This is a genomic window from Candidatus Enterovibrio altilux, assembly GCF_002381345.1.
Lineage (GTDB): Bacteria > Pseudomonadota > Gammaproteobacteria > Enterobacterales > Vibrionaceae > Enterovibrio > Enterovibrio altilux.
Window position 1 is genome coordinate 502,922 of the sequence record NZ_CP020660.1, and the last position, 14,589, is coordinate 517,510.

At 38.6% G+C, this 14,589-nt stretch carries 9 protein-coding genes and 6 pseudogenes; 13 read left to right on the forward strand and 2 right to left on the reverse strand.

What is annotated here, in order from left to right; all coding sequences use genetic code 11:
* The first annotated feature begins 990 nt into the window (after positions 1 to 990).
* Entirely contained in the window at positions 991 to 1,422 is a 432-nt protein-coding gene (gene yfbV / locus BTN50_RS02125) for a terminus macrodomain insulation protein YfbV (protein ID WP_223823264.1), read from the forward strand.
* Positions 1,423 to 1,639: 217 nt separating this feature from the next.
* Here the strand turns inward: yfbV and BTN50_RS09930 are convergent, their stop codons facing one another.
* Complete coding sequence (locus BTN50_RS09930) at positions 1,640 to 1,780, reverse strand: hypothetical protein (RefSeq protein ID WP_161492904.1); 141 nt, start codon at positions 1,778 to 1,780, stop codon at positions 1,640 to 1,642.
* Between the two features lie 168 nt (positions 1,781 to 1,948).
* On the opposite strand from BTN50_RS09930, the pseudogene BTN50_RS02130 reads away from it, so the two are divergent.
* The 3 pseudogenes from BTN50_RS02130 to BTN50_RS11675 all read left to right on the forward strand — a co-directional run bounded on the left by BTN50_RS02130 (position 1,949) and on the right by BTN50_RS11675 (position 4,149).
* A pseudogene (locus BTN50_RS02130) lies at positions 1,949 to 2,793 on the forward strand (IS5 family transposase).
* A 355-nt stretch (positions 2,794 to 3,148) separates the two neighbouring features.
* A pseudogene (locus BTN50_RS02135) lies at positions 3,149 to 3,808 on the forward strand (hypothetical protein).
* 8 nt (positions 3,809 to 3,816) lie between these two features.
* Positions 3,817 to 4,149 (forward strand): annotated as a pseudogene (locus tag BTN50_RS11675) (hypothetical protein).
* 315 nt (positions 4,150 to 4,464) lie between these two features.
* Here the strand turns inward: BTN50_RS11675 and BTN50_RS09300 are convergent.
* Positions 4,465 to 5,178, reverse strand: a pseudogene (locus BTN50_RS09300) (IS5 family transposase); the annotation flags it as partial.
* Between the two features lie 123 nt (positions 5,179 to 5,301).
* Between BTN50_RS09300 and BTN50_RS10820 the strand changes: the two are divergent.
* From BTN50_RS10820 to BTN50_RS02180, 9 genes and pseudogenes are all read left to right on the forward strand, one after another.
* Positions 5,302 to 5,472, forward strand: a pseudogene (locus tag BTN50_RS10820) (IS5/IS1182 family transposase); the annotation flags it as partial.
* A 210-nt stretch (positions 5,473 to 5,682) separates the two neighbouring features.
* The gene (locus BTN50_RS02145) at positions 5,683 to 6,696 is read left to right on the forward strand and encodes a glycosyltransferase family 4 protein (RefSeq protein WP_223825580.1); all 1,014 of its coding nucleotides are present in this window, start codon (positions 5,683 to 5,685) and stop codon (positions 6,694 to 6,696) included.
* Positions 6,697 to 6,885: 189 nt separating this feature from the next.
* Positions 6,886 to 8,163: a glycosyltransferase family 4 protein gene (locus tag BTN50_RS02150; protein ID WP_096618860.1), complete on the forward strand. Its 1,278-nt coding sequence runs from the start codon at positions 6,886 to 6,888 to the stop codon at positions 8,161 to 8,163.
* A complete protein-coding gene (locus BTN50_RS02155; protein WP_096618861.1) occupies positions 8,160 to 9,302 on the forward strand; it encodes a glycosyltransferase family 4 protein in 1,143 nt (380 codons plus the stop codon). The genes BTN50_RS02150 and BTN50_RS02155 overlap by 4 nt, the downstream gene beginning before the upstream one ends.
* Positions 9,299 to 10,723, forward strand: a complete 1,425-nt coding sequence (locus BTN50_RS02160) for a lipopolysaccharide biosynthesis protein (RefSeq protein WP_096618862.1) — start codon at positions 9,299 to 9,301, stop codon at positions 10,721 to 10,723. The genes BTN50_RS02155 and BTN50_RS02160 overlap by 4 nt, the downstream gene beginning before the upstream one ends.
* Positions 10,720 to 11,577, forward strand: a complete 858-nt coding sequence (locus BTN50_RS02165) for a hypothetical protein (protein ID WP_096618863.1) — start codon at positions 10,720 to 10,722, stop codon at positions 11,575 to 11,577. Before BTN50_RS02160 ends, BTN50_RS02165 begins: the two co-directional genes overlap by 4 nt.
* Positions 11,552 to 12,085: a hypothetical protein gene (locus tag BTN50_RS02170; protein WP_096618864.1), complete on the forward strand. Its 534-nt coding sequence runs from the start codon at positions 11,552 to 11,554 to the stop codon at positions 12,083 to 12,085. The genes BTN50_RS02165 and BTN50_RS02170 overlap by 26 nt, the downstream gene beginning before the upstream one ends.
* Positions 12,085 to 13,029 (forward strand): DUF4114 domain-containing protein, encoded by a 945-nt coding sequence (locus BTN50_RS02175; RefSeq protein ID WP_096618865.1) that lies wholly within the window; start codon positions 12,085 to 12,087, stop codon positions 13,027 to 13,029. The genes BTN50_RS02170 and BTN50_RS02175 overlap by 1 nt, the downstream gene beginning before the upstream one ends.
* Positions 13,030 to 13,632: 603 nt before the next feature.
* Positions 13,633 to 14,488, forward strand: a pseudogene (locus tag BTN50_RS02180) (IS5 family transposase).
* Positions 14,489 to 14,589: the final 101 nt, after the last annotated feature.

Sequence of the window (14,589 nt, forward strand, 5' to 3'; positions counted from 1 at the left end):
GTCTCTCTCAGTTTACTAAAAAAATAATATTTCGCTATTTATTGGCTAATACTCGCTGCCCACGGTACCCACAATATTGAAAAAATTTATGGCGCCGATAACATTAGAATGACTATGGCTACTCATTGTTTCGAGGACTGTATTCTGCGATATATTTATCCATTCATGCGTTATTTTAGTGGCTTGTATTTAACAAGCGGCATTAATGAATGAAATAAATGCATCATAGCAGCGAATACAATTTTTTTGTTTTGCGTCATTAAATTTGTGTGTAACACCTTGCAGATCTTATAGATGAACGCATTATAATGAAGCAACTTCTTCATTCTTTATACCATGCCTTTCACTTTCAAGCAGCTCATCAATATAGACAACAATTTGAAAAATTGAGTGGTACATAAACTCGCTGTAGTTCTCAATGAGAGTATTTGTCTTGGCAGTGGCAAGGTAGCTGTTTGAACTACCATGATTTAAGTATCAGTTTTTCAGACTGGCTGCAATCTTTGAGAGGACATAGAATTTGAGACATCATGGTTGTATTTCAACCTTCGAATGTGATGTTGTTTCTTGATCCGAGTTCAGATAATGGATCATGTGGGGATTTGCTATCTGAACTCAAATTAGGAAATAAAGCCCCAAGCATCTGCAATTATTACTGATATAGATACATTTTTCATCGGTTCCTAATACACAGACGCAAAACACCAGACAGATCCATTTTTAATATATTATTATTAATAATTTTTCATGTAACCGCTCATTCATATAATATTTTTATCATTGCAAAAGCAGCAAATTAGAGCAACAATTAGTTTGAGTTAGCATAAAATAGTGATGCCTGTAGCAGATACACACAAATTTATGAGCTATTGTTGATTTACGTTAATATTAATAGACTTTATTTGTAGATTTGTAGCAGGGTTTTAATTGACGAACCAATAAAATTATTTGGGGAGTATGCACCGTATGAATAAAAAATCTATTTGAAATATTTTTCGTGATGGTCAAAAATACATGATAAAATGGGCTATGCGAAAAGAATTGATACCACTGTTTCCCGAAAATAAAGTGATTCATGCAATCAAATTCGCAGTAAAAGTGATACCTGTGATAGCTGTGGCCAGCATTTTAATGCAAATGGCATTTAATAATTACTCAGGATTACCTCAAGCCATGACCATAGCGCTATTTGCACTAAGTATACCGCTCCAGGGAATCTGGTGGTTAGGAATACGTCGCGATACTTTACTTCCTCCAACATTGATTAGTTGGTATCGTGAGCTGCACAAGAACATTATGAGCAAAGGAGAAGCAATTCAACCCATAAGAAGTCGTTCCCGTTATCAGGAACTCGCAAAAATTCTCAATTATGCGTTCAAGCAACTAGATAAATCATCTTTGGAATACTTGTTCAGGACATAACGGCGCTTTAAAGAGGCTTTGTTTCTTAAATCAAAAAAATAAATTATCAATCTACGCTTTAAGCAACTAGGTTTACTTAAATATAGGTTTATGAACAACAACCAATTACAAGCAATATAATTCAGCTTTAATCAATCGTAACTCACTAACATTTTTAAGTAATAAAATTTGGTTGATTAATTTACGCTCTAATAGTAAATGCCAACATGATTTACTATTAGACGATCACTTGAATTTTAAGCTCACCTAACTCCAGCATCTTATGTAACGCTTGTATCATGACGTAAGAGTCGCTAGTCTGGAAATTATGATCCATTAGGTTCAATATCCCTAACAGTAGTGTTTTGACCCGAAACATGGCTGCCTCTGATAGGGAACAACTATGGCAATCGATTGTATTTTCTAAATCAGAGAACTAAATTTTCAATCAATACTCTAAAGAGCTAAACTCACTGAAGTATTCAAGTCTATGAGCAAACTTTGCTACAAAAAATAACTAAACAGGAATCAGTATAATCAAGCTTTAATCAATCGTGTCTCACTGATATTATGGATTGATAAAAAACTATTCAGCTATGATATCAAGCTAAGTAGCTAATCATAGGAGATTTCGTTTACCCAGCGGCTTAGCCATTACAATGGTCCTCATGGTTAAACGCGTATTTTCAATGACATTGCGAGGTCTGTAGAGATTCATTAATCCTCTTTATAAATTTGCTCAGCTGCCATTGTCATACCCTCATTATTTGTGCATTAGTAAGCGATCTAAAACGGTTAACGTCAGGTTCAAGATGAAAAATAAGGGAGCCATCCAGCACTTAGCCATTTCTGCTACGGGGCCAGAATCTACGGTGAAAGCGAATGGTACGTAAAAAAGCATGGCACTGATGGAAAACAGCGAGTATGGCGCAAGTTACATTTAACGGCAGATATAAAGGTACATACAACCATTGCTGATGAATTAAGTACATCAAATATGGCTGACTGTAAAGTGCCACCTAACTTGCTCAAATAGACTCACCAAAAGTCAATGAGATATTAGCCGATGGTACTTACGATACCGTTTGTATTAAACAAGCGGTTCCACTCATCCCGCCAAGAAAAGAAGCAACTTTTATTGAACGAAGTCATCCACGTAATTTAGCGGTCAGTTATCAGGAGTTACATAGTTCCAATCAGCATAGAACAACGAGGCATAATCACCATAAACCTTCCCTATCAGAGACGACAATGTTTCAAATCAAAAAACTACTAGGCGGGACATTGAGCTTAAGAGATCATAATGCTCAGATTAGCAAAACGTGCACCATGATAAAAGCTTCAAATAAGATGGCCAAGCTAGGTATACCTAAAATAGAAGCGATTGTTTAATAGTGAATCATGTTCGGATTTACTCTCTGAACGCACATTGGAAACCAAAGCTATTAATATAATACAATTTTTATCTCACCAGTATGATAGGGAGTATTATTGATAAAGAGATTACTTAGACATCTCTTCGTTGATGAACGGTCCTATAGACGGAAACCCGCTGCTGAGAACTATATTTTGTAAGAAGTCAATTGATGTATTAATGCTTCTCTAGGATTCCCTCAGTCTAGTACCCCAATGACTATTAATTGTGGCTTTACATATTTCTGCGTCGCTTTTTCTGTGATGTCTGATCATCTAGACCTGAAATTCCAGACTATAATACCTATATGGTAGAACATTTATCCAAATAGTTATGCAGCCCCAGATCCAGGATGTTATCATACGCAATTGTCACCCTATTGGCTGCCAAGTTGCTGCTAATACCCAGATTAAAAAAGCAACATTACTAATAACACAGCAGCCACATGCATTTACGAAACATTTTTTCAAACAAGTGCTTATATTTGGTGCTTCCTCAGAGTGTGGACTCACATATCGCATTGTCCTAATGTTTGGTCCAATCAGCGTGTCGTATAAGCGTGATTCATTCGAAAAAGACTTCGATAGTGCAGATTGGTGTAATAATGTGTTTATAAAACTTGAAGCAAAACAGCAAAGTTTAATCACAGCAGATATTCTAGGTGATGCATTTGCGGATGACACTAAACAACATATTGCCGTGACAGTCAAAACTCAGTTTAGTGGAAACGTTGATACGCTTGTGTATTCGCTGGCCATAGGAATTCGACTAAAGCCATAAACTGGTGATGTTTAGCGTTCATCCATCAAACCTATTGGCAAAGCCTTGACGGAGTATTCCCTTCACTGAGAGAATAAATCGCTTGAAACATTAATGTTGTTTCTCGCCTCTGAGCAAGAGATCAATGATACGATCAAAGTAATCGGTGGCAATGATTGGTTCAGTTGGATACCGTTTCTCTTTGATCAAAAATTTTTCAGCAAAGGTTGCTAGATAATATCATGTCATATATTGATCCAGAGTATACACATGACATTTATCATCACGGTACCCTAGGGCGAACTAAAGCACACTTACACCAAACGTGAAGTGCCATTAAGACACTTCTAATTCCTTTAGGTGGACACGCTGATGTTGCTGTCTGTAAGGTACTAGTAGTAAAAGCCAGTATGTATATTCCAGGCTTAGCCTTGTATCTGTTGATGCTGTATAAAGAAATGAAAGCACAAGGTTTACATGAACAATGGATTGAGCAAATGAACCGCCTATTCTATGAAAAACTGCAAAACAGAAACGACCGAGATGCAGAAAGCATCATTCGTCTTGATGACTGATAATTACGACCAAATGTTCAACACATAGTAACAAACGCATTATCATTGTTAACATCGAAAAATTTTACAGCTAAATGGCTTTGACGTTGATAACGTAGACTACACTATACCCATAAATATAGGTGAAATACAAGCGCTGCAACCTTAATTAATCTGAACTACGCATAAAAATGAATTTAAATGCTAAAGTCACAATTTAATTGTTTAGGAAAAACGATTGACATGACTAATCATATATATGTATTTAAAAATCTTACATATTAGACTAGTCAGCTTCTCTAACACTTTTATTGTAGCGTTAGTTTCGATAATTTAAGCAGTGTAGTCCCTTAAGCAATGCCCCTCTCAGAAGTTTTCGATTCGAAACATTGTAGTCTTTGATAGGAAACGTTTATGGTAATCATACCTCATTTTTTTAATGCTGATTTGCACCGTATAACTGCTGGTAATTGACCGCTAAATTACGTAGATACTCTCATTTTTAAAAATTATTCATTTTTTTAGTGGGATGAAAAGAACCGCTCGTTTAATACGAGCGGTTTCGTAACATGCCTGGCGTCGTAAGCACCATAGCCGGATATTTCATTGATTTCTCGGCGGATCTGTTTAAGAAGTTAGATAACACTTCATCGTCAGTCACGTTTGATGCACTTAACTCAGCAGCAATTATTTCATGCGTATTTATATCTACCGCTAAGTGAAACTTGTGCCAGACCCGCCGTTTTCCATCAATACCATGCTTTTTTACTTTTCATTATCATTCACCGTCGACTTTGAACCCCGTAGAATAATGATTAAGTTCTAGATACTTTCTTTATTTTTTGTTTTACACATGACATTAACCATTTGGGCTCGCTTACTAATGAATAAATAGTGAGGGCATGACAACAGCAGTTGAATAAATTTAAAAACTGCATTAATGAATCCTTGCAGACTTCTCAGTGGCATTGAAAATACGCATTTAACCACAAAATTAGTTGAAATAGCTAAGTCGCTAAATAAACGAAGTCTCTCATGATTAGCCGGCTTAGTGTGATATCGATTAGTTATTTTGTAGCGAAGATTATTCATAGGCCAGAATATTTACGTGAGCTTGGATGTTTAAAGTTTTGACTAAAAATTTAGTTTCCTGATTTAGGAAATAAACCCGATTACCATAAACGTTCCATAACAGAGACATCAATGATTTAAATAAAAAAGTTACTGATAGGAACATTGAGCCTAAGGGAACACACAACTCAAATTAGCGAAACTTACGCGCTAATAAAAGCGTTCAATAAGCTAAGAGGGCTAAGTATGCCTAACATGAACATGCTCGCCTAATGGTACATTATGTTGAGATTTGCTATTTAAACTCAGATTAAAAAAATCAAGTTGTTCAAAAACTAATGCTAGAAGTGAGACAATACTCTCTTGCATTATTACGTAAGGCATACTGGCATTAACCTTGCTAATTCTATTTTTTGTTATTTTCATATTTTCTTCAAAGAAGACGATGAAGACTTGCATGAATATTTTAGGAGGTTAAATATAGTGTGGAAAAGTAAAAAAATTTGGCTCGTATTAGATAGTCAAGGTTTTGGTGGTATTGAGTCACACGTTGAACAACTAATGCTAGGTTTGTTGAGCACACGAAATTACGTTAACGTTGTATTTCTTAAGAGCTACGGTGAGCACCCACTACAACGTCGTTTGTTATTTTCAAACCTAAATTGCACCATACTTGACGGACGCATAACTTCTTTGTGGCGCGCACTGAAAAAAGATAAACCCGACATTATCCATACACATGGGTATAAAGCGGGCATTATCGTTCGCCCTATTGCTCGCTTCATGGCTATTTCCTGTGCAAGCACATTTCATAGCGGCGAAAAAAAAGACGGACGAATACAGCTGTATGATTGGTTTGACCGCTACACAGCATTTCTCGCCCATCATGTCTATGCCGTAAACACATCTATCCTATCAACGCTGCCATGCAAAGCTACACTTGCCGATAACTTCATAGATACTCATGCACTTTCGCAATCACACGGACAACAAATCGCTTTCGTTGGACGGTTGAATAAAGAAAAGGCTCCCGAACGTTTCATCAACTTAGCAAAATACTTCCCTTGTCTTGATCTTCATCTTTATGGCGATGGCCCAATGCGAAAACAATTAGAGAAGAAAGCTCCTGATAATATTGTTTTTCACGGGGTACAGAGAGAAATGCACAATATATGGCCTAAAATTGGTTTACTGATTCTTCCTTCTCGAGCTGAGGGACTCCCTATGGTATGCTTAGAAGCAATGGCAAGAGGGATCCCTGTTATTACATTTAATGTCGGTGCATTGAATAAACTTATTTTTCATGAACAAAATGGATGGATTTTTACAGAAGGAGACCTTGAAAGCATGACGTCGGCTATCCAAACCTGGCGCGAGAGTGACCCTGCCCAAAAAGCAAAATGGAGTAATGCAGCAATTTTAACTATCAAGCAACATTATTCCACAGAAAAAGTAATGCCTAAATTACTTGAAAATTATGCAACTTTTGCAAAATGACATAATCCATTTCTCATATTGAAACACTCATACGAGTATTAGTTACTTTCAAATAACCGCTTATGCAAAAATAATTTCTTATTCAATGTATTATAAAAATGGCGCGTTACTTGCAATGCCAAGATAAAGGAAACGTTCATATTAATGTAGCAACCTAATTAACCCATCAGCGAACAGGAGAAAGAGAGTATGACGTCTGTTAATTTTCTTCTTTCTACATCGCATAATGTGCTATTTGTGCACTATGGCGACAATTGGATTCGTGGTAGCGAACGTTGTCTTATAGATCTGCTAACGCACATCAATAAAGACATATTTACACCTGTACTTTGGTGTAACAGTGACATGCTTGCGTTCGCAGTGAGAAAATTAAATATCAGGGTGTACGTTAGTGAATTCACATTGTTATTTGGAGAGCAAACGCCTCAATATAATTTCACAGGTTACAAAAAATCAATCCACCAAGGCTTAGACATTGTAGACCATCATCAGATTGATCTTATCCATTCAAATAGCGGCGCACCAAGCCAGTGGTTGAATCTTGTTGCTCGTGCAAGAAAGTTACCATTAGTACTCCACTTGCATGCTCGATATCCATTACGCGACCGCATCACTCTCGGCCTTCATCATGCAAGTATGGCCGTTGGTGTAAGTCAGCCAGTAGTTGACCAACTGCTAAATGACGGCGTGAAAAAAACACGCTGTCAGGTCATTCCCAACGGCATAGATACTGTGACGTTACTAGCACAATCTATCATCGATCTACGCAAAATGCTGTCTCTACCAAGTGAGGCATTTATTGCTGTCAGCATTTGTTCATTAATTACACGTAAAGGTGTCGACCTTTTGATTGAAGCGTGCAGACAGCTGCGTGGTCTGTATTTGCCGATTCATATGGTGATCATTGGCGATGGTCCAGAACGGGCAAATTTAGAAATGCAGATTCATAGAGCGCACTTAAAAAATTACGTACATTTAATTGGCGAACAACACCACGTCGTGGGTCTAATGCGTGGTGGCGCTGACATCTTCGTCTCTGGTGCTCGTGAAGAGGTTTTTGGTTTAACACTTGCAGAGGCGGGTCTCGCAAGATTACCAGTTGTGGCCCCCAACGTAGGTGGTATACCTACCGTCATTAACCATAATCACACTGGTTTGCTGGTACGCACAGAAAATCCACGTGCAATTGCACAGGCAATATATTACTTATTTTCGAACCGAAAGGAACGCATTAAGATGGGAGATAATGGGGCCCGCCATGTGATGAAATACTTCACTATTTCTTCGCACACGGCGAAATTTGAGTTGCTTTATAGCACTTTAATTATGGATCCTACAATGCCGGTAAAATGGCTCAGTCACTGGCAAATACTGCCACCGCTACAAGCCTCTCTCAAATTTATTAAGCAATATAAGTGGATGTCTTCTAGCATGAATTCACTTACGTCATACAACGAGGTGCTATGAATAGACTGACACACATTATCATCCTTGACCCAGTAGCCTTTGCTGGGGGATCAAAAATATCAACCAAACATGTGTTGAGTCAGTTAAAAAGTCAAGACACTCGTGTGACAATTTTAACAGCTGATCCAGCAAGTTGGTCTTCGTCTCAAGCATACATTACTCGTCTGCGTATGCCTCAACTATTAAAAAAAGCCGAACAAGGTATGATGTATTTTGCTCGCCATCTACTGATTGCAATACAGCTACTTTGGCTTCGTCTCTTTGTTGGCCAAATACACACGGCACTCGGTGCATCAGGCCCTGGTGTCGATTTAGCATTGTACTTAGTTAAACCTCTGCTAAGTTTTCGTGTAGTACAAATGGTTCATGGTCCAGTAGCACCATCACGCACTATTGGACGATGCTTCATTGCTGCAAACAGCGTATTTTATCTTGATTCAACACAAAAATCATTATCTTCAGCACTAAATGCCGCTGGCTATCCAAATGATGTTGACACACATTCACATATACAGACATTTAGGAATGGCCTGCCTAAGCAATCATGGCCGAGTCAATGTCAATATAACTATTCAGTCATGTTTTGGGCAGCATCGCTATTGAAATGGAAAGGATTAGATACATTCATGGCAGCACTTAGCCAGTTTCCTTCGTCAAAACGCCCAGAAACCCACATTTGCTATATTCGCCCACAGCAAAATAATTTAGCAATAAGTGGCGCACCCCAACCGTTGAACAAAGTATTTTGGCACCACTCGCCGGCAAACCTTGATGAGATTCGTGCTCGCGCCAACATATTTGTGTCAACCAGCATTCAAGAGCCCTTTGGCCTGTCTATTCTAGAAGCGATGGCAGCCGGCATGTGCGTAATTATTCCTGCCGACGGCGCATTTTGGGATAAGCAACTTACCGAAAACATTAATTGTTTGAAGTACTATCCTAACGACATTAACAGTCTTTCTACCATCATGATGATGGCTCATAGCAATATTCAAGACGTTAAAACAATAGGCCGAGCAGCCTGTAAGGTTGCGCATCAATATGACACTGATCATTGTTTTATGACAATATGTGAACATCTAGTCGCTAAGCAAATTGCTGTATTAACAACACCTCCACAAAAAGAAATACAGAGATGAAAGGCCTATCACCTGTGCTCAAACAAACGCTGCTTTATGGTAGCAGTATCGTACTAATGAAAGGGATTTCCTTGTTGATGTTACCTTTCATTACGCATCATTTACCACAGGCAGAGTTCGGTCAATTAGAAATTATAAGCAGTATTGCAGCTCTAGGCAGTGTTGTAGTAGGTCTAGGCTTAGAAGATGCCATGTACCGTTTCATTGGTGCTGACTATGACAAAGAAAAAAGAAAACGCAATTCCGCACGTATTTTCACTCTTACCTTACTTATCGGGGTTGTCGTGATCCCAAGCGGATGGGTACTTGCTGAATGGTTAGATGCTTACGTCCCCGGAGGTTTAAGTACTTATCAACTTCGCCTCGTGTTACTCATGCTCGCATTGGAAGGTTGCATTGCAGTACCACTGGGCTGGCTACGCATGCAAAATCGCGCCTACACATTTTTTTCAATGGCCGTCGGCCGTGCTTTTTTTCACGCAGGCCTCACCGTTGCGATGTTATTCATGGACCGTGGTATTGATGGCATACTAGAAGCGAGTGTAATTGCCGCCATAACGCAAGCCATTATCCTCACAGCTCTGCAAGCAAAAGACACCGGATTCGGATTTTCCGCTAGTCTCACGAAGCAATCTCTTATCTATAGCCTCCCCATCATGGCAAGTGGCTTGATGGCATTCTCACTGAACGGTTTAGATCGTTGGGTATTGGCAGAAGTGAGCTCATTAAAAAGCGTTGCACAGTTCGGTGTTGCCGCGAAATTTGCTCTCGTCGTTGTGCTATTACTGCAACCATTCAGTATGTGGTGGATGCCAAAACGCTTTGACATCCTTTATAGTGTCGATGGTCGCGCGCACGCAATGCGTTTTACTTGCTATGGTTTGATAGTGGTTATGATCATTGCTGTTGTCGTTGCAATATTAGCCCCAATAGCCATTCGTTTCCTCTTGCCAGAAAGCTATATGCTTGCTGCACAGTTCACCGCATTACTCATTGCGGCCGCATTGTTTAAGGAGATGTCCGAATTACTTAATCTTGGTAGTTTTGCAGGTGAGACGTCCTACGCACAACTTGCTATTAATACCATATCTGCAGTCATCGCACTCAGCACTCTTTGGTGGTGGGGTAACATGTACGGTGTTTATGGCATATTGTTAGCATTAGCCTTTACGCAAGGTCTAAGAATGATACTGTTCTTTTTCATTAGTCAATCTCTATACTACCTTCCGTATCCAAAATTTGCATTAATTTTAACCACTAGTCTTTGTTTAGTTTGGTTAACAATAAGCCAATATGAATTGTCTATTACGCAATGTTTTATATTTTTAATTACGGCCCCGTTAACGCTTATTTTGCTTGCACAAAAACTCAATCTCATTCCTCGAACAAACTATTTTAAGTTGAAGGAATTAGCAGCATGAATGCCATCTTGATGTTGACTATCACCACATCCCTTAAAATACTCCACTGGTTTTCCGCACCTAGCCTGCAAAGGTTAGCTTTTGTGATACTCACAGGTATAGCCACATCTCTGTGGCTGTCATTCTATTCTGGCGAAGCACCAACTGTTGCAGAGTTTGACGCAATACCCACCATACTTTGTATCGGGTTAGGTCTTATCTTGCTGCTAAAAAGTAAACTTATATTCTCGCAAATTTCTGACAATCTGTTCGTCATCGCCATCGCTATCCTATTGACATTCCCTAGCTTTCAAAGCACGCTGCTTTCGCTACTGCTCCTCGCTATATTGATTGGCTTACGAAGTTCTAACAAAAACATACCCCTCCGTACATGCGCACTCATCCTTTGCGTCTGTGCAATACAGGCATTAACTGTGTTCTATACCTTAAAGTGGTTCACCGAACCGGTGCTCGCTATTGATGCTAGCTTAGTTGCATCTATTCTGTCGCTAGCTACTGGTTATGGCTATGCCATAGAAAATGTGTATTTTGGCCCATCCGATCATCAGGTACTAATGCTTCGAAACTGCTCGTCATTACCTGCATTGCTCAGTGCATTTACCTGCTGGTTTGCTATCGCTCGCTGGCATAATATATCGTTTTCATCCCGAGAATGCATAGTTATCAGTGCATTACTGGTATGTTCTCTTGGACTCAATCTTCTCCGCCTATTCAGCATGGGGTTAACCATGCAATGGCACGCATGGTGGCACTCTCCCGAAGGAGAAAATACTTATTTATTTACCTCTTCAGCATTAACTCTATCAATCATCTTCTGGGGGGTGCATTATGCAAAAACAGAACACACTCGTTGATTGGTTAAGCTTGTCACTCTTGTTAGCTCTAGTTACTGGTGGTCTTTCACTTCGCACACAAAGTGCATCACCAACTCAAGGCATTTATAAACACGGTTCTGCCGAAAAACAATTGATAGAGTTTTTGCGTTTCCACGGCTTTACGAACATTAAATCAATATCTTTCACTGAAGATGCTGGTGTTAAAGGTTTACAAGTTTCTATACCTACCTGCAATGGCTATCTTGTTATGTTAGTTATGCCAGATGGCGATGAGTTTTCGGGCTTATGGAAAACACTCGCGTTACACAATCAATACACAACTAGATACCTTTTTGACGGGACTTTATACACTGAGTTCCCCCGAACATTATTTTGGTTTACAACAATGCTGCATGCGCTTGCTATAAAAATTGGACTTCAGTCTGTATTTTATCCTGGTCCTGCGCTCGCTATTGCTCATCCTGAGCATTGTAAAGATATTAACCAAATTTTTTTCAATAAAATTATGCTAAAAAGGAGACTCTAATGAAGAACATGATTAACACTATTATCGGAACATTCTTAATATGCAGCACATCTGCAGCTTATGCATTAATCGCAAATTCACCTACCATCATAAACAACACTGTTGACTCCGCATTGATAAATCTCGCGGAGACAACATTACCTGAATCGACGACTGCTAATCCTGAGTTTCTTAATACAGATTACGACCCTTACCTTTCATTACATCATAATGCAAACGTATACGTTAGCTTCCTGGACGAAGGAGCAGGTTATAAAAACAGTCTAGGTTATTTCACCTTCAACGATGATACGTTTTCAGGCTTAAACAAAGGCAGTATAGATACTGACAGCTCAGGTGTTGTTTCGCTGTCTGAACTCGGCGCTGTTGAGGGCATTGAATACGGGTTCTTATTTGCAAATCTGTCTAAATCAGGCAGCGGAGGCAGCTTGTTGACAGGTGACACCGTGCAGGTTGGTGATTCAGCAATAGCATTAGAAAAGAATGTTAGTTTCTTCCTATCTCAAAACTCCTATGCAGGAGGAGATACTGTTTCTGACGGCATCTTAACGGGTACGGATCAAACTTTCTATGGTTTAGATTTTTTGAATCCTGAGGCAGATTTTACCTATGAAAATGGTAGTTCAAGTGCTACATCTCGTCATGTTGCCATGTTGTTCACTGATAATAATGAAGAGCAAGTCATCATGGGGTTTGAAGATCTCAATCGTGTTAATCCTAGCAGTAATGACTGGAGTATACCATCTGATGAAGACTTTAATGACGCAATATTCATGGTGTACAGTGATCCCGTAGATGCGTTTAGTAATTCAAACATTGCTACAGCCCCTCTACCACCCATGGCACAAAGCCTTTTTGGACTCATGATGTGTGCAGGTTTAATTTTGATTACACAAAAAAATTCTATACTTATTCCTCTTAAAAATACAAATTTAAGCACCTGAAATTTATTATTTACTACGGACATCATAGAACCTATGATCTCTGGAATAGTCACAGTGGAACATTATTGAATACATTGTTTAAGAAAATATTGGTTCTTGACGGCTGATTCATCACCTTCCATAGCTGATATATCAGGTTGAACTTTGGACTATCAAAAGAAGATAATGAAGCGTAATATTAAAACTAATACTGCATTTTTAACAAAATTATTGCAAAAAATTCCGCTCTATTAAGAATAATATGAAGTGGCTTTATTCCCTGATTCGAGTTCAGATAGCAGATTCCAAAATAATCAACTATTAGACAATTGCTTTCATTTTAAACAGACCTAACTTTATCGATTTTTAACACTTTTATCATGCCGTAGGTTTTACCAATCTGGGCATGATGATCCCTTAAGTTCAATGTCCCTCCGAGAAGTTTTTTGACTCGAACTATCGCTGTCTTTGCAAGGGAACATTAACAGCAGCGACTTTATTTCCTAAACCAGGGAACTAAATAATCAACCTATGCTCTAAACAGCTAGGCTAACTTAAATATCCAAGTCTATGAACAGGATGCGCTACAAAACAACCAACTGAAAGCAGTATAATCAAGCTTTAATTAATCTTGGCTTGCTAACATTCTGTATTGATAAAGAAGTCATTCAACTATGGCATCAAACTAAGTCCGATAATCATGGAAGAGCTCGTTAATTTACCAACTTGGATATTACGACTGGCCTCATGATTAAACGCATATTTTTAGTGCCGTTGAGAGGTTTATAAGGATTCATCAATTATGCATTTACACTTGCTTAACCGTCATTATCATACCCTTATTATTCATACATTAGCAAACGAACTCAAACGGTGAACATTGCGTTGAAGACGAAAAAATAAAAGAATCATCCAGCACTTAACCATTCATTTTACAGGGTTAAAAGCCTACAGTAAAGGAGCATAACAAGTAAAAAAACATGCCACTGCCGGTAAACAGAGAGTTTAATAGAAGTTACATTTAGTGGCAGAGATAAATACGCATGTAATCATTGCTGCTGAGTTAAGTGCACTCAATGTGACTGGTGGTGTAAGACTACCTAACAGATCCACCGAAAATCAATAAAATATCAGCAGCTAGCGCTTACGACACCAGATAATGTTACGCAACCGTTCGTATTAAACAAGCGGTTCCACGCGTCCCACCAAGAAAAGGTATAATTTATTGGGAACGAGATCATCCGCGCAATGTAACAGTCAGTTACCAGCAGTTATACGGTTCAAATCAACACTGTAAAGCGAAGTATGGTTGCCATAAACGTTCCTATTAGAGACAGTAATGTTTCGAGCCAAGCAACTCTTCGGAGGAAAGTTGAGCCTCATGAGTTTATAATGCCTAGATTAGCGAAGCCTACGCCATGATAAAAACGTTAATAAGCTAATAGAAATAAGTCTACTTAAAATACAAGCGTTCGTCTAACAGTTAATCATATTGAAATTTGCTATCTAAGCTCAAATTAAGAATAAAGTTTCATGGTAACCACAGTAATCACTTAGGATAAAAACAGTATATTATATAAG